Genomic DNA, 15,369 nt, shown 5'->3' with positions numbered 1-15,369 from the left:
CTCGTACCTGCGGCTGACAAGCCTTCCTTTCAAATTATATGTGACAAGCCCCCATCGTATGAGTCGTTCTCCTTGACTCGGGAAAAGCGGCTGATTTATAATAGACTCAATGGAAAAAGGGGAGTAGCTGTACAACAAAGTCGTCAATACGGGATGAGAAGCGTCCCCGGCTTTGTTGGCAACGGACGCGTTGTTAGCAAGACCTTTGCCGAATGGAGTCGCCATTCGGTACAGGTCTTTATTTTTTTGCTCAAAAACAATGGGGGAGTGTTGGAGAATGGAAATAATGTCTCCGGAATTTTGGACCGCACTGATCAGCATCATCTTTATCGACTTGGTCTTGGCAGGAGATAACGCAATCGTCATCGGTATGGCGTCAAGAAAACTTCCTCCGGAACAACAGAAGAAAGCGATCATTTGGGGAACGGTCGGCGCTGTGGCGATCCGGATATTCGCAACGATTGTCGTCGTCGAGCTGTTGAAGTTTCCGGGATTATCTCTTGCAGGGGGCTTGCTGCTCGTTTGGATCGCGTATAAATTGTTGGTGAGCAATGAAGACCACAAGGACGTCAAAGCGAAGGACAGCTTGGGGGCAGCCATATGGACGATCGTTATCGCCGACGCCGCCATGGGCATAGATAACGTAATGGCGGTAGCAGGCGCGGCGCACGGAGATCCGCTGCTTGTCATCATCGGTCTCATTGTATCGGTGCCGATCGTGGTTTGGGGCAGCACACTCTTTATTAAGCTCATCAACCGGTTCCCGTCGGTCCTCTACATCGGTGCCGGGGTGCTCGCCTATACTTCAGCCAAGATGATCACCCATGAGAAGCTGTTGCATAACTTCTTCACACTCCCCGCAGTTGAATGGTCGTTCATGGCCGTTGTCGTGATCGGAGTATTGGTTGCCGGGCGCATTCGCAACGGACAGCGCGCCAACGCTGTGCAGCAAGGAACGAGTCAAGAGACGAACGCTTGAGTAACGGCATCGCCCGCTCCCTGGTATTTGGGAACGGGCGATTTTTTTTATTGCTACCGGGGGATGAACAAAAATCGATAACGGAATTTCGTGTGCTTAACCTGATCAGTAGTCGGTATGATATACAGATTAATGGAATTTTTTGTACTTAATGGACACTGTTCTAACGACAATCATCAGTTGCGTCTGTTTTTAAGTACATAATATTCCGCTAAGTGATCGTTATCGCCCAATAACATAAGAATTAAATACATAAATTTCCTTTAAACCATGTTTACCTCGATTTGCGGCGTTATTCAGTTGGCTAAACTCAAGTCACGATTCCAGCAAATAAAGTTTCGTCAAGACAAGTGTACAACCGTACTCTTTACGTGACATTAAACTGTTCCCGGAATGCAAGCACTTTCCCCACATACCGTTGTGTCTCTTCCGGCAGCGATTCCAACCGCTGCGCGAGTTCGGCCTCCGTGCGTATGCCCAACCGGTCGACGCGGCCGGGACCGGCATTGTATGCGGCGAGCGCCACTCCGGTGTTTCCATCGTACTTATGTAACAAATAGCTTAAAAAGCGCGTCCCGCCGCGCACGTTCTGCACAGGATCGAAAGAATCCGTCACGCCCAGCGTTCTTGCGGTCCCGTCCATTAGCTGCATCAGCCCTTTCGCTCCGGCCGATGACACCGCGTCCGAACGAAAATTCGATTCCGCCCGTATCACAGCTTTGACGAGCGCGGGGTCGACGCCATAATCGCGGCTTGCGTCGGATACGATTCGGTCTATATTCTCCATATCCGCGGATTCGTCATGTGTATATGGCATAGCCGTGTTAAATGCGGCATTCGCCGCCGCCAGCTGAGCAAGCGCTTCGTCGGCCGGAATGCCGCCGTTCGCTGTATTGCCGTTTACTCCGCTCTCAGAGAGCAGCATCTGCAGCATCGCGGCAAAATCGATTGCGTTGTCAGAATACGCGGCGTCAGCCGCCCTTCTGTTCGCAATCAGCCTTGTTGCGTCCGAAGCCCATTGCGTGCGCAGCCATTCGCTAATATATCTAGGATCGACTTCCATTTCTCTGCGTCCGCCCCATCCGATCAAGTAGGTAATGAAAGATGATTTTATAAAGCTATTCTATCATAATACCTTCGAGGTTAAAACGACATCAATCGACACTTCTTATAAACTTTAGTCTATTACAACCTCCTCCGGTGACCATTCATTTCTTGGCAGCATTTTTCATGTATCTATTTACCGCCAAGGATAATATTTTAAAAAAGCAAACGGCAAGCTCACGCCTGCCATTTGCCGCCCAAAACTAGTAATTATACGGTATCGTCGTCAAGAAGCTGACAAAAGCAATGGTTCCGATGACGATGGACCACGCGCCGAGCGCGCGGCTCCCTCTGACGAAGGCCATAAAGCCGATTACAGCGGACACAGGGCCCAATATGCTCGGTAGCCAAAACAACGACAAGACAGATGCAATAATTGCCCAGTATCCCAGCGTTGTCCTTGCCTTCGCTTCTTCGCGCTCGGCCGCTCTCGCTTCGTCCCGCCGGACGGGCCGGTCCGCAATCGGAGCCGCCACCTCTGCGGCAAACTCCTCATCGCCCGGAAGCTCCGCATCTTGGGCTATCGGATTTACCGACACTGCTTGAAGAAATGCTTTGTCGGATACCGAGCTCTCGCTTTCGAAACCCGTATCCGGACCGAATTCATTGTCGTTGCTCCGGGCTTTCGTTTTCCGTTGCCCGGATTTCCGTTGTCCGGTTGTCCGTTTCCGTAGTTTCTCGCTCAACTCAGCGGCCCCCTCGCGAGCATTGTTCCAGCCATAATTCGGTTACTGCCCTGCTGCTTTCGGCTTAAACGTATGGCAGCACGTGGAAGAGGAGTTGCCGGCTTCATCCTTGTGCTCCGAGTCGAACGCTTCGCCCGCGAATTCTTCTTTAAAGTTCATTCGCGCATGCTTGTCGATTTCGATCATGATCACATCGGCTCCGCAGTTGTTGCCTTGATCCCAATATTCACAATTGGACACGCTGCATTTTACTTTCGGATTTTCTTGCGGCATAAAAGAATCACCCCCTCCACAACTTTCCCGCGCGGAGAGGGTTTTATACTGTCCAGTATTATGCTTTTTCGCCTTGCATGCGGCGCTGGGTCACATAATCGGTCTCGTAATATGCGAGGTCTTCCCTCAGCTCTTCGAAAATTTTGGAAAGCTCGAGAGTAGTATCCCTCACGCTGCGAACCGGTTTCTTGCGGAAACGGATCGCGTCCTGTCCCGTATATGCATAACGCCCGTCTTCCGAATAACACTCGTTCTTCGGATAAAAGAACGCGTTCACACAGCTGTGGTACACATCATAAAGAACCCGTTCCGCATACTCCACATTAAACGAAGGGCGCCGCAACGCCACGCCAAGCTTCTCATATTGGGCTTCCGAATATACGATCAGTGTGCGCATATCCGTCAAAAAGCCTTTGTAAAACTCGTCCATCCCCGTATCATTCTCGGGATTTAACTGAGTGAGGGCCGATTCGTTCAAAAACGGTTCCAACACCGCAATCGCCCGCTTCAATTTTTCTTTCGTCGTTTCGCATAAACGCTGCACATTATGAATGGCCATGAATGCAAAATCCTCCTCGTCACATTCCAAAAAAAGAGCCCAGACAGCCTCCCCACCATCGTACCATAAATCGAGCCAAAACGGTACTCCCCGTGCATAACGTCGAACGCTTTTGACAACCTAATTATAGAGTGTGAGCTGTTCATTCTCAAGGAGGAAACGGAATGCGCAACCGAAGAATAACGTTGGGAATTATTGTGGGCTTGCTTGCGCTGGCTCTGCCCGTAGGCATGTTCTTAAGCAATCCGCAGGACATCCCGCCGCCCGCTCCGATTGCCGGCACCCAGGATGAGGCATTGGACCGGAACGCGGGAGTACGGCAGCAATCGGTTCGGCAACCGGCCGGCACCGTCTGGGAGACGCAAAGCAAACAAAGGCTTCTGAGCACCGACGTAGCCGCCACGAACGCGCTGTGCCGGAGCCAATGCCGCATCGATTTGCAGAAAATGACCGAGCATATGAACGGCGCCGGTCAAGCCCGGCTTCGAGAGCATCTGCGGCAGATGCGCAAAGAGCACCCGCATATGGAAAGATTGGAATGGATCGATCCGAATGTCGGAAAGAGCATTGCCGCCGGAAGCATTCCGGAGCCGGTTCGGAAGAAGGCCGCGCCGCTTATGAAGAGCGCCAAAGCGTCGGTGCTTCGCGGACAAACATATGAGTCGAATGCACTGGAGGATACGAACGGAGATAAATATTTCGTTCTTGGGGTGCCGTCACGCAGCGATCCGCGCGGAGGAATTGTCGGGTTGGTGCACCAAGATATTTTGCGAAAAGTGGCCGACCATCAAATTCGAAACCTCCGTATAAAGCCTTTTCCCGATGAAAGGAAGCGGTTCGGCATTCGCGCGTACGATCCGAACACCGGCAAGGAAATGGATGTCGATACGGCGGAAGAAAACAAAGGCGTAAGCCACTATATTCGTAAGGAGGTCGTTGTCCGTTTCCAAGAGGAGCCTTCCGAAGAAAGGCTGCGCGAGATTTCCAACGAAATCGGCGCAGTAAACGTGAAAAAACTCGGTTACGCATACGTATTTGAATCCCGGCATAAAAGCACGAAGGATATGATGAAATACTTTCAAACAATGGGCGTGCAATATGTCGAGCCCCATTACTTATATGTGACGAATGAAACGGACTCCGCCGCACCGATTATTCCGAACGACGATCTGTATAGCAGGTACCAGTGGAATCTGCCCATCATCCAAACGCCGGGCGGCTGGCAATTGACCCGCGGCAACGACCAGGTGACCGTCGCCGTAATCGACACCGGTGTCGACATGTCGCACCCGGATTTGCAAGGACGGCTTGCCGAAGGGTATAACGTGATCGATTCGAGCAAACCCCCAGAGGACGATGTCGGTCACGGCACTCATGTCGCGGGCGTAATTTCGGCTCTTACGGATAACAGGGAAGGCGTTGCGGGGATGACATGGTATAACCGGATCATGCCGGTCAAGGTGCTCGACTCGAGCGGAATGGGAAGCACATACGCCGTCGCCGAAGGCATCATCTGGGCGACCGATCATGGGGCGAGGGTTATTAATTTAAGTCTCGGCAATTATGCAAGCGCTCAGTTTTTGCACGACGCCATCCGCTACGCTTTCGACAGGGATGTAGTCATAGTGGCGGCAACCGGCAACGACAACACGTCACAGCCCGGTTATCCGGCCGCGTACGAGGAAGTGTTCGGGGTATCCGCCACCAACGCGAACAGGGAGAAAGCTTCCTTCTCTAATTACGGCGGTTATGTCGACGTCGTAGCGCCCGGCGAAAACATTGCCAGCACCTATACGAACCATCAATATGCGGCGCTCTCGGGCACATCGATGGCGAGCCCGCACACGGCCGCTCTGGCCGCGCTTATTCGTTCGGTCAATTCGCAATTAAAGAACACCGAAGTTTACGATATCATGCGCCAAAGCGCAGAGGATTTGGGAGCTCAGGGGCGGGACGACTATTTCGGTTACGGCCAAATCCACGTGCAGCGCGCACTTCAGCTTGCGGCAGGCGTAACTCCCAACGCAAATGCCGACGAACAAGCTGAGAAACGAACATTCGGCGGTACCGAGTCGATCTTTGATTGGCTCTGGCGCTTGATCACCGGGGACATAACATAGGTTGTTACCACAAAAAAGCTGGCTGCATCAACGGCGCCTTAGACGCGTTGTTGCAACCAGCTTTCGTATTTATGGATCGGTGAACGGAGAAGTTTGCCGTAAGCCGGGTTCTGTGCTTCTAGTGGTCGTATCGGGTCACCTTCCCTGCCACGCATGAAGCGACAATCATCTATCTAGGCGCAGCATTGCTGCTGCGCTCAAGCGACCAACCCGAACGCGCCCCGGGCAAGGGCTGCGGCATTGCGCCGCCGCGTTCCTCTTAGGTCTTGCTCCAAGTGGGGTTTACCAGGAGACATGTCGCCATGCCTCCTCGTGGTCTCTTACACCACGGTTCCACCCTTGCCTGTGCGCTTGCGCGCCATCGGCGGTCCATTTCTGTGGCACTATCCTTCAGCTCGCGCCGACTGGACGTTATCCAGCACTCTGCCCTATGGAGCCCGGACTTTCCTCCCGCGGCACACGGCCGCCGGCGATTGTCTGTCAAACTTCTCAAGTATATAGTAAGTATACAAATAAATCGTCACTGCCGCAATGTGATGTTGCTTCCTTCGATGTTAATCCTTAGATAAACTTGAAAGGTTCGGTATGAACGGCGGAAGCGTATGCTTTAGCGGCGGCGTTTGTTTCTTTCAACCGGCCGTTGAGCCAATCCGCCATTCCTCGCTTCATAATCTGCTCTGCGTGATGCCCCGGATCGACGATGGCCACACCCGCCGCCAACGCATCGTGCGCCGTATGGTGGTCGAAATCTCCGGTGACGAATACGTCGGCACCCGCCGCAATCGCATCGCGGAGGAAGCTTTTCCCGGAGCCGCCAAGAACCGCGGCTTTTGACACCTTCCGGTCTGCATCGCCGACCACGCGAACCGCAGGCACTCCGAAAGCTTCTTTCACCTTGCGGGCGAATTCCGCTAACTCGACTTGCTCCGGCAGCATGCCGACCCGGCCTAGTCCGAACGATTTCCCTTTCAGCTCCAATGCATATATATCGTACGCGACCTCTTCGTACGGATGCGCCTTCAGCATCGCTTCCACAACCGCCTGCCGCCTTCCCGCAGGAACGATCGTTTCGACTTTCGTTTCCGACACCCGCTCCGTCTTCCCCTGAGTTCCGATATACGGCTCGCTGCCTTCCTCAGGCATGAACGTACCGAATCCTTCGACGTTGAAGCTGCAGCGGCTGTAATTGCCTATATGACCGGCCCCGGCGGAAAATATCGCTTCTTGGACCGCATGCAGATGAGAGGACGGCACAAACACAGAGAGCTTATACAACGGTTCCGTATAAGAAATGCGCAACGGCGACAGCTGTGAGAGACCGATCGCTTCCGCCATCATGTCGTTGATTCCGCCGTGCGCGGCATCGAGATTCGTGTGCGCAACGTAGACCGATATGCCGCCCACCAACAGCTTTCCGACAAGCTTCCCTTCAGGCCGGTCCGTGCGGATCGATTTCAGCGGACGATAAATGAGCGGATGATGCGCAAAAATCAACTGAGCCCCTTCCCGGATCGCTTCCTCCGCCACTTCTTCCGTGACTTCAAGCGCAACGGAAATTCGCGACACTTGATTATCTGGATGCCCGATTTGCAGGCCGATCGGATCGTCCGGCTCGGCCAAATACGGCGGAGCGAACCGTTCCAACAGCGTTACGATATCACGTACTCGGACAAGCATGCCAGAACCTCCTTCACACCTTTGCGTTCTTCAATTAATGCGTCTCTTTTGCGTTTTGCCTCAAGCGCCTCGGATTTGCCGATCTGTTCGATCATTCGATCCAATTTGTCCGCATACGCCGACCATTTCTCGAGAAATACCCTGTTTGGAGCGGAAAGCAGGTACGGCCCCATAAGGAGACGAAGCTCTTTGGGCACGAAGCCGGCGAACGGAAGCTCCTTCGAATACAACTCCCGATTATGCTCCTCCGCATCGCTGCATGAAGAGGTCTGTTCGGCAACAAGTATTTCGTACGTTATCCCGTCTTCCTCCAACAGCCGCTCCTGAACCAGCTTCCAGCCGTAGGAAAGAAACCATTCCCTTACGATGCGTTCGCCGATGTTCGGTTGGAGCACCAGCCGGGAAACTCCGCTCAGTTTGCCGGCCGCTTCTCCGCGGGTCAATATGTCGGCGATGGTGCCGCCTCCCATGCCGGCGATCACTATCGTATCCGCTTCTCCCGGAGAGATGACATCGAGGCCGTCGCCTTGCCGTACCGAAATGCGATCGTTCAACCCCGCTTCGGCCACTTGCTTTCGTGCCGCTTGCAGCGGACCGTCGTTAATTTCGCCTGCCACCGCACGCTGCGCTGTGCCGGTTTCAACGAGAAAGACAGGCAGCAGCGCATGATCCGAACCGATGTCCGCCACCGTACCGCCTTTGGGCACCATATTCGCTATCGTCTCAAGCCGTTTGGACAATTGTACCATTCGTTAGACAACCCATTCGATCCAAATTTTCCGGAGCATAAATGCCAATGCTCCCAGTAACGCTAGTTTACCCAATAGCAGCATTTGTGCGGCGGTTACGGACCAATCCGTAAGCAGCAGCGCATAGCTTTCGGGCATAAACCATAACAAACAAGACACAACCAAGAGTACCGCCCCCGCGTTCTTCGCCCTTCGGCTGAACAGCCAGCCTAGCCAGCCGAGCAAGAATGACAGCGGGAGCCAGCATAATTCAAGCGTAACCCAATCGCCCGGTACGGACAATCGATTGAGCACAAGTGCGTAAGACACAATGAGACCCAACCATCCGCAAAAGTGGAGCCATGACATTCGGAAGCCGACCCCAGCGCCCAGCCAAATCAATGAGCAAACTGAAAAATAAAGCGCGGTTTGCACCCATTCCTGCCAGCCCATTTGTCTCAACAACAACGGTCCGGCGATCAGCATAAGCGCGGTCCCGAGACCCGACGATACGTTGGCCGCAAGCGGTTTACGACGGCGGATCAACGCTGCGGACACGTACGGCGCGACGCAGCCGAATACGAACAATCCGATTTGCAACTGCGGCCGAAAAGAGCTAAAATGTAAAGCAACATAACAAATACAAGCAACGATTCCAAAAAGTGACACCCATTGCAGCGCATTGCTTTCCAGAACGGCTTGTTTGCCGCAATGCCTGTCCGGCTTGACATCGATGTCGGCAGATTCGGCGTATAAGTTGAGCAGGAAATCGCAGTATTGTTCCGGCAGCAGCTTGCTTCGCCGCCAGTGCTCGATTTCCGTTACTATAATCGTTCGCTTCTCACGCTCCACGCGCGCACCTCCGCCAAGAAAAAGACCTTCGCTGCAAAGAGGAAGGTCTTGATAGGGTGTAGTTATAACATAAGAATTAATAATTTTTCAGGCATGTAAAGGTAAATTCTTATGTTTCAAGAAAAACTTCCTTTAATCGCGGTCTGGCTTCCTGGAGTTTCTTCGAAGAAGTTTTTCTTATTCCAAGAAATCTTTCAACCGTTTGCTACGGCTCGGGTGGCGCAGCTTCCGCAGTGCTTTCGCTTCTATTTGGCGAATGCGTTCCCGGGTGACGCCGAACACTTTACCTACTTCTTCCAATGTTCTCGTCCGGCCGTCGTCCAATCCGAAACGCAAGCGAAGTACGTTCTCTTCACGTTCGGTTAACGTATCGAGCACATCCTCCAGCTGTTCTTTCAATAATTCGTATGCCGCCGCATCGGCGGGAGCGAGCGCTTCCTGGTCCTCGATGAAGTCGCCCAGATGCGAATCGTCCTCTTCGCCGATCGGCGTTTCAAGCGAAACCGGCTCTTGTGCGATCTTCATTATTTCCCGGACTTTCTCGGTGCTCAAGTCCATCTCCTTGGCGATCTCTTCGGGAGTCGGTTCCCTTCCGAGCTCTTGCAGCAGCTGCCGGGATACGCGGATGAGCTTATTGATCGTCTCCACCATATGTACGGGGATACGAATCGTTCTTGCTTGGTCCGCTATCGCTCTCGTAATGGCTTGCCGAATCCACCATGTTGCGTACGTGCTGAATTTGTACCCCTTCGTATGGTCGAATTTCTCTACCGCTTTGATCAGACCCATATTTCCTTCTTGAATGAGGTCCAGGAACAGCATTCCGCGTCCGACGTAACGCTTTGCGATGCTTACGACGAGTCGCAAGTTCGCTTCCGCCAAGCGGCGCTTCGCTTCCTCGTCCCCGTTCTCGATCCGCTTCGCGAGACCTACCTCGTCCTCGGCGGACAGGAGCGGCACACGGCCGATTTCTTTCAAATACATTCTTACCGGATCGTTAATCTTCACGCCCGGAGGCAAGGACAAATCGTCGTCGAAGTGGAACTCGTCGCCATCCTCTTCATTAAGCCGCATCGTATCTTCCGCTTCATTCACGATATCGATGCCTTGTTCCGCCAGTTGTTCGAAAAACTCATCCATCTGTTCGGGATCTTGATCGAACGGAGATAACCGTTCCATGATTTCTTTATACGTTAACGCCGAACGTTTCTTACCCAGTTCAATCAGTTGTTCTTTCGCTTGTTCCAAGGTAAGCTCGGACTCTTGTTCCGTATGTTGTTCGTTCGTCATACGACCACTCCCTCCTCCCTAGATACGTTGGGCGAGCAACTTCAGTTCCTTCTCTAGGGTTATAATCTCAATTCCGATTTGTGCCGAGAGCGCGATGTCGCCGCCGCGTTCGGCATTTACAAGCGCATGTTGCTTCTGCTTTAAGGTCAGTTCCATTCCGTGCTTTCGAATTTCTTGAAGGCAATGTTCGATGACCTTCCCGTTCACCGCCTCTTGAGGAAATTGCAGCAAAATCGAACTGGCTGACGACGTAAGCCGGTCGTCCCCGAGTCCTCCTATGAAGGCGGCGGGGTCCGCCGATTTGCCGTCTGCATAATATGCATATAAGAAAGCAGCTAAGGCTGCATGAGCTTCCACATGAAATCCGTCCCCGATCCGTTCGCGAACCAGCTCGGCGACTTCGCCGCTGCGCATCATCGCGGAGAGGAGCTGCCGTTCCGCATTATGATAGGCCGGACGCAATTCGGGGATCGACTGCCGGCTCCCCTTGTCATTCATATCATTATTCCACTGATTTTCGTTCTTATCCCCAAGATATCTCAATTTTTGGCGAAGCTCGTTCATCTCTTGTTTCAGAGATTCAAAGGAATATCCGACATCTTGGGCCAACTCTCTTACATAGTGTTCGCGTTCCGTGGGCGATTGCAGCGATGCGACAATCCCAAGCGCCGAACGGACGTATGACAGTTTACCGCCGTCATCTTGTAGTGTATGTTCTTTCTTTAAATATAGTATTTTATATTTTGTTGATGGAACGGCGTTTTCCACAATCGCCGTGCGGAACGTTTCTCCGCCGTGTTTGCCGATGTAATCGTCGGGATCGAATCCGTCGGGCAGCATCGCGACGGTTGCGTGCAATCCCAGCTTCTCGCATAGCAACACGCACTTGTGAGCGGCGCTCTGTCCGGCACGGTCGCCGTCGTAGCAAATAACGATACGGTCGCAATATCGCTTAAGCGTATTGATATGATGTTCGGATAATGCCGTACCGAGCGTAGCGACGCCGTTATCCACCCCTGCCTCCCATGCTTTGATCAGGTCGGCGTAACCTTCGAACAACACGGCTTGTCTCGTCTTCCGAATCGCCGCCTTTGCCGCGTGGAGACGGTACAATGTCCGGTTTTTGTGGAAAAGCGGAGAGTCAGGCGAATTCAAATATTTCGGTTGTTCGTTGCCTAGGCTTCTGCCCCCGAACGCAATCACCCGCCCTTGCTGGTCTTGGATGGGAAACATGACCCTGTCGCGAAACCGGTCGAATGTTCCGTCGCCCTCCGATTTACGGATGACCAGTCCTGCTTTCTCCAATAACGAAACGGAAAATTGTTTCGATTGAAGATGTTTCCCCAAAGCGTCCCATATCGGAGGAGCGAACCCAAGCCGGAATTCGTCGATCAGCTTCTGGGAAAACCCGCGATCCTTTAAATAATTGTAAGCGGTTTGGCCTTGCGCCGTGTTGTTCAGAACGAAGTGAAAAAACTTCGACGCTTCTTCGTTCGCTGCAATCATGGCGTGCGCTTCGCGCTGTTCCGGCGTCAACTCGGCTTTCTCCGCGGCGAAATCGAAGGGAATGCCGGCTTCCTCGGCCAACATGCGAACCGCTTCCGGGAATGTAATCCCTTCAATGTTCACGAGAAATTTGAATACGTCTCCTCCGACGCCGCAGCCGTAGCACTTGAATATTTGCAGCTCTTGCGACACGTTAAAAGAGGGCGTCTTCTCCGAATGGAACGGGCACAACCCGATATGGTTACGTCCGCGCTTGGTTAAAGAGACGTACTTGCCGACAACATCGACAATATCCGCCCGCTTCTGCACCGTTTGGATGACCTCGTTCGGGATCGTTCCGGATTTCATACCTACCACCACGTTCCGAAATTGCATCTATAGTATTCGCTATGAGTACCCATTCTCCTGCAAGTTGCGCAAAACTTTTGTCAAAACATGTAGAAATGTGTCTTTCTCATGAACCGACAGCGGTTTCGGCCCCCTGGAGCGCAGCCCCGCCCTTCTCCTCTTTGCGGAATAATGGCGCTCGTCGAGCAACCGGCCGATGTTTTCATCCGTAAACACCAGCCCTCTCGGAGACATAACGAACGCCTGCTTCGCAAGACCGATCGTTGCAAGACCGTAATCGCCCGTTACAAGCACGTCTCCGCGCCGCAGCCGGTTGGCGATAAACAAATCGGCCGACTGCGAGGAAGCGTCGACAGTAAAGTTCGTCACTCCCGGCAAGTCGGGCAGCACATGATTATAAGAGGAAACCATCCACACGGGAATGCCGAACGGCAACGCCGCGCGGGCGATTTCCTCTTTCACCGGACATGCGTCCGCATCAACGAATACTTTATTTTCCAATTTATCGTTACCCATACTATTATATACGGTAAAAACCGAAAAAATCCTTCTTCGATTGCCGTTTTAATATGCGGCTCACCACTCGGTCTTTTCCCGTAAGAACGATACGAGAGCGTCGATCGGCATGCGGACTTGCTCCATCGTGTCCCGGTCGCGGACCGTCACCTGTCCGTCCGTTTCGGAATCGAAGTCGTAAGTAATGCAGTACGGCGTGCCGATTTCGTCGTGACGGCGGTAACGCTTGCCGATCGAGCCGGCGTCGTCGTAATCGGTCATGAACCATTTCGAAAGCTGCTGGAACACCTTCTGCGCGCCGTCGTTCAACTTCTTTGACAACGGGAACACCGCTGCTTTATAAGGAGCAAGGGCCGGATGCAACCGCAGCACGACGCGGCTGTCGTCTCCTTCCAGCTGCTGTTCTTCATAAGCGTCGACCAAGAACGCCAACGTCACTCGATCCGCTCCAAGAGAAGGTTCTATACAATACGGAATGAACTTCTCCCCGGTTTCTTGGTCGTGATAATTGAAATCTTCTCCGGAATGTTCCATGTGCTGCTTCAAGTCGTAATCGGTTCTGTCGGCAATGCCCCATAATTCGCCCCAGCCGAACGGGAAACGGTATTCGATATCCGTCGTCGCGTTGCTGTAATGCGAAAGCTCGTCTGCGGAATGGTCGCGCAGGCGGATGCTGTCTGGCTTCATGCCCAAACCGAGCAGCCAGTCCCGGCAGAAGGAGCGCCAATACTCGAACCACTGCAGATCTTCTCCCGGTTTGCAGAAAAATTCGAGCTCCATCTGTTCGAATTCCCGCGTCCGGAACGTAAAGTTGCCCGGAGTAATCTCGTTGCGGAAGCTTTTGCCGATTTGCCCGATTCCGAACGGCAGCTTGCGGCGCATCGTGCGCTGCGCATTCTTGAAGTTCACGAATATGCCTTGCGCGGTTTCCGGACGAAGAAACACTTCGTTCGCGCTCGAAGCGGTGACGCCTTGATGCGTCTTGAACATCAAATTAAATTGCCTGATGTCGGTATAGTCGAATGCGCCGCAATCCGGACATGCGATATGGTGTTCGCGGATCAAATCCATCATTTGATCGAACGTCATGCCGTCTACGACGATCTCCCGCCCTTTCTCCGCCAGAGCGTTCTCAATCAGCTTGTCTGCGCGGTGCCGGGATTTGCACTGTTTACAATCGATCATCGGATCGTTGAAGTTGCCGACATGGCCGGACGCCACCCAAGTTTGCGGATTCATCAATATAGCCGCATCCAAACCGACGTTGTAAGGCGACTCTTGGATAAACTTTTTCCACCACGCGCGCTTGATATTGTTTTTCAGTTCTACGCCGAGCGGCCCGTAATCCCATGTGTTGGCAAGCCCGCCGTATATTTCGGAACCCGGAAATATAAAACCCCGATGCTTGGCCAGCGCCGTAATCGCATCCATTGATTTTGCCGTCATGCTTAATCTCCCCTTCTTAATGAAAAAAATAAATCCCGCCTCTACGCCTGCGAACAGGACGTAGGGACGGGTTCTTTTCCCGCGGTTCCACCCTACTTGGCAGATGTCCGTCCGCAATGCGGACGGACATACCCACTTTTCCACCGGAACGCCGGCACTCCGAAAATGCCGTTCCCTAACCCGCACGGTCCGGGCTTCCACTGTCCCCGTTCGCTGATTCCGCCGTGAAAGGTACTCTTTTTCGTCAACGTGCCGATTGCTCCGCAATCATTATTGAAATTGAAATATGTTATATCAAAAAAAATGCCTGAAGTCAAGAGTCATATACCGCTTCCACTTGATCCAACACTCCGCGAGTTTTCAAACGAACATCCGCATGCGTATCCATCCACCGGCGAAGGATCGCCTTTACGGCGGATTTGGATTCCTTGCGGACGTTTACCGATCCGATCGAACGCGCATCGGTCGTTTGAAGCACCCGGAGAAGTCTATGAACGCTTTGCGTTATCGGCGCCGCATCCTCGGCGGTTTGGGCGCATCGACGGCACAGCGCTCCGCCGCGGGTTACGCTGAACGAAACGGGGCTGTCCGCCGGAAACGGTTGTCCGCATGCTACACACTCATGCAGCACCGGCGGAATGCCGGCAAACTGAAACAGCTTCATCTCCAGCAGATGCGCGACAATTTGCGGGTCTTTACCGTCATTTAACGCGGCAAGCGACGCTTTCAACTGCTCGAACAAAAATGATGAAGCTTCGCCGTCGGGAACAAGCCGGTCAATTAATTCCGCAAAATAAGCCGCATATGCGGACGATCTGAGATCGGTTCGGACTCTTTGATAAGAATCGATGATTTCCGCATGATTCAGCGTGCCTAACGAACCGGCGCCCGACCTGAAAAACACATACTCGCCATATGTATATAACTGGGTGACGGCGGCGTGGCGGCTGCGCATCTTTTTCGCACCCCGCACCATCACCCCTTGCTTTCCGTTACCGGCTGTGTAAAGGGTAATAATAACGCCGCCTTCACCGTACTCGACGGCGCGAATCACGATGCCCTCTACTCGGTATAACATACCTCTGCATCTTCATCTCCCGGAACTTCGTCTGGATGGACGTCGCCGGAACCTTCGAGTTGGTCCCATTCTTTGTACAACATGTAAGCATCGACGTCTCCAGTCAAAGTAAAATACTTCCACGAAAAATCTCGCATCGTATTCATCCCTTCCGGTGTAATGACATGACGCTCTTACATTTAGAATGATACTGAGGCGATAAAGCTA

The 15,369-nt window shown here is 52.9% G+C and carries 15 protein-coding genes and 1 other RNA gene; 2 read left to right on the top strand and 14 right to left on the bottom strand.

All coding sequences use genetic code 11. From position 1 onward, the window contains the following. Positions 1–277: 277 nt before the first annotated feature. Complete coding sequence (locus tag JET16_RS19035) at positions 278–979, top strand: TerC family protein (RefSeq protein WP_199618810.1); 702 nt, start codon at positions 278–280, stop codon at positions 977–979. A gap of 367 nt (positions 980–1,346) precedes the next feature. On the opposite strand, the gene JET16_RS19030 is transcribed toward JET16_RS19035, so the two are convergent. From JET16_RS19030 to JET16_RS19015, 4 genes are all read right to left on the bottom strand, one after another. Further along, the gene (locus JET16_RS19030; protein ID WP_233531899.1) at positions 1,347–2,042 is read right to left on the bottom strand and encodes a lytic transglycosylase domain-containing protein; all 696 of its coding nucleotides are present in this window, start codon (positions 2,040–2,042) and stop codon (positions 1,347–1,349) included. Between the two features lie 244 nt (positions 2,043–2,286). Further along, the gene (locus tag JET16_RS19025; protein WP_199618808.1) at positions 2,287–2,769 is read right to left on the bottom strand and encodes a hypothetical protein; all 483 of its coding nucleotides are present in this window, start codon (positions 2,767–2,769) and stop codon (positions 2,287–2,289) included. Between the two features lie 42 nt (positions 2,770–2,811). Then, entirely contained in the window at positions 2,812–3,042 is a 231-nt protein-coding gene (locus tag JET16_RS19020; protein WP_199618806.1) for a DUF1540 domain-containing protein, read from the bottom strand. Between the two features lie 58 nt (positions 3,043–3,100). After that, positions 3,101–3,601: a YpuI family protein gene (locus JET16_RS19015; RefSeq protein ID WP_199618804.1), complete on the bottom strand. Its 501-nt coding sequence runs from the start codon at positions 3,599–3,601 to the stop codon at positions 3,101–3,103. Between the two features lie 164 nt (positions 3,602–3,765). Here JET16_RS19015 and JET16_RS19010 point away from each other — a divergent pair, with 164 nt between their 5' ends. Continuing rightward, a complete protein-coding gene (locus JET16_RS19010) occupies positions 3,766–5,721 on the top strand; it encodes a S8 family peptidase (protein ID WP_233531898.1) in 1,956 nt (651 codons plus the stop codon). Positions 5,722–5,805: 84 nt separating this feature from the next. Here the strand turns inward: JET16_RS19010 and rnpB are convergent. The 10 genes from rnpB to JET16_RS18960 all read right to left on the bottom strand — a co-directional run bounded on the left by rnpB (position 5,806) and on the right by JET16_RS18960 (position 15,299). Next, an RNA gene (gene rnpB, locus JET16_RS19005) (RNase P RNA component class A) lies at positions 5,806–6,210 on the bottom strand. A gap of 72 nt (positions 6,211–6,282) precedes the next feature. Continuing rightward, positions 6,283–7,398 carry a Nif3-like dinuclear metal center hexameric protein gene (locus JET16_RS19000; RefSeq protein WP_199618801.1) on the bottom strand — a complete coding sequence of 372 codons (1,116 nt, stop codon included), beginning with the start codon at positions 7,396–7,398 and terminating at the stop codon, positions 6,283–6,285. Then, on the bottom strand, positions 7,371–8,147 hold the full coding sequence (locus JET16_RS18995) for a tRNA (adenine(22)-N(1))-methyltransferase (protein ID WP_199618790.1): 777 nt from the start codon (positions 8,145–8,147) through the stop codon (positions 7,371–7,373). The genes JET16_RS19000 and JET16_RS18995 overlap by 28 nt, the downstream gene beginning before the upstream one ends. Positions 8,148–8,150: 3 nt before the next feature. Next, a complete protein-coding gene (locus JET16_RS18990) occupies positions 8,151–8,978 on the bottom strand; it encodes a hypothetical protein (protein ID WP_199618787.1) in 828 nt (275 codons plus the stop codon). A gap of 177 nt (positions 8,979–9,155) precedes the next feature. Continuing rightward, entirely contained in the window at positions 9,156–10,268 is a 1,113-nt protein-coding gene (gene rpoD, locus JET16_RS18985; RefSeq protein WP_199618784.1) for an RNA polymerase sigma factor RpoD, read from the bottom strand. 18 nt (positions 10,269–10,286) lie between these two features. Next, positions 10,287–12,122, bottom strand: a complete 1,836-nt coding sequence (dnaG, locus tag JET16_RS18980) for a DNA primase (protein WP_199618782.1) — start codon at positions 12,120–12,122, stop codon at positions 10,287–10,289. 39 nt (positions 12,123–12,161) lie between these two features. Beyond that, entirely contained in the window at positions 12,162–12,638 is a 477-nt protein-coding gene (locus tag JET16_RS18975; RefSeq protein ID WP_199618780.1) for a YaiI/YqxD family protein, read from the bottom strand. Between the two features lie 60 nt (positions 12,639–12,698). Next, positions 12,699–14,084, bottom strand: a complete 1,386-nt coding sequence (locus JET16_RS18970) for a glycine--tRNA ligase (RefSeq protein ID WP_199619238.1) — start codon at positions 14,082–14,084, stop codon at positions 12,699–12,701. Between the two features lie 313 nt (positions 14,085–14,397). After that, positions 14,398–15,162, bottom strand: coding sequence for a DNA repair protein RecO (recO, locus tag JET16_RS18965; protein WP_199618779.1), 765 nt, complete (start codon positions 15,160–15,162; stop codon positions 14,398–14,400). Then, positions 15,147–15,299 (bottom strand): YqzL family protein, encoded by a 153-nt coding sequence (locus tag JET16_RS18960; RefSeq protein WP_199618777.1) that lies wholly within the window; start codon positions 15,297–15,299, stop codon positions 15,147–15,149. Before JET16_RS18960 ends, recO begins: the two co-directional genes overlap by 16 nt. Between the last annotated feature and the right edge of the window lie 70 nt (positions 15,300–15,369).

Origin of the sequence: Paenibacillus alkalitolerans, assembly GCF_016482785.1 — a bacterium.
Lineage (GTDB): Bacteria > Bacillota > Bacilli > Paenibacillales > YIM-B00363 > Paenibacillus_AE > Paenibacillus_AE alkalitolerans.
The sequence above is the reverse complement of the archived record's forward strand: the minus strand, read 5'-3'. Positions and strand labels throughout refer to the sequence as shown.

Bases quoted from the DNA above. Each gene is read 5' to 3' on its own strand.
- JET16_RS19035 (WP_199618810.1), top strand. From the start codon at position 278: ATGGAAATAATGTCTCCGGAATTTTGGACCGCACTGATCAGCATCATC.
- JET16_RS19030 (WP_233531899.1), bottom strand. From the start codon at position 2,042: ATGGAAGTCGATCCTAGATATATTAGCGAATGGCTGCGCACGCAATGG.
- JET16_RS19020 (WP_199618806.1), bottom strand. From the start codon at position 3,042: ATGCCGCAAGAAAATCCGAAAGTAAAATGCAGCGTGTCCAATTGTGAA.
- JET16_RS19015 (WP_199618804.1), bottom strand. From the start codon at position 3,601: ATGGCCATTCATAATGTGCAGCGTTTATGCGAAACGACGAAAGAAAAA.
- JET16_RS19010 (WP_233531898.1), top strand. From the start codon at position 3,766: ATGCGCAACCGAAGAATAACGTTGGGAATTATTGTGGGCTTGCTTGCG.
- JET16_RS19000 (WP_199618801.1), bottom strand. From the start codon at position 7,398: ATGCTTGTCCGAGTACGTGATATCGTAACGCTGTTGGAACGGTTCGCT.
- JET16_RS18995 (WP_199618790.1), bottom strand. From the start codon at position 8,147: ATGGTACAATTGTCCAAACGGCTTGAGACGATAGCGAATATGGTGCCC.
- rpoD (WP_199618784.1), bottom strand. From the start codon at position 10,268: ATGACGAACGAACAACATACGGAACAAGAGTCCGAGCTTACCTTGGAA.
- dnaG (WP_199618782.1), bottom strand. From the start codon at position 12,122: ATGAAATCCGGAACGATCCCGAACGAGGTCATCCAAACGGTGCAGAAG.
- JET16_RS18975 (WP_199618780.1), bottom strand. From the start codon at position 12,638: ATGGGTAACGATAAATTGGAAAATAAAGTATTCGTTGATGCGGACGCA.
- JET16_RS18970 (WP_199619238.1), bottom strand. From the start codon at position 14,084: ATGACGGCAAAATCAATGGATGCGATTACGGCGCTGGCCAAGCATCGG.
- recO (WP_199618779.1), bottom strand. From the start codon at position 15,162: ATGTTATACCGAGTAGAGGGCATCGTGATTCGCGCCGTCGAGTACGGT.
- JET16_RS18960 (WP_199618777.1), bottom strand. From the start codon at position 15,299: ATGCGAGATTTTTCGTGGAAGTATTTTACTTTGACTGGAGACGTCGAT.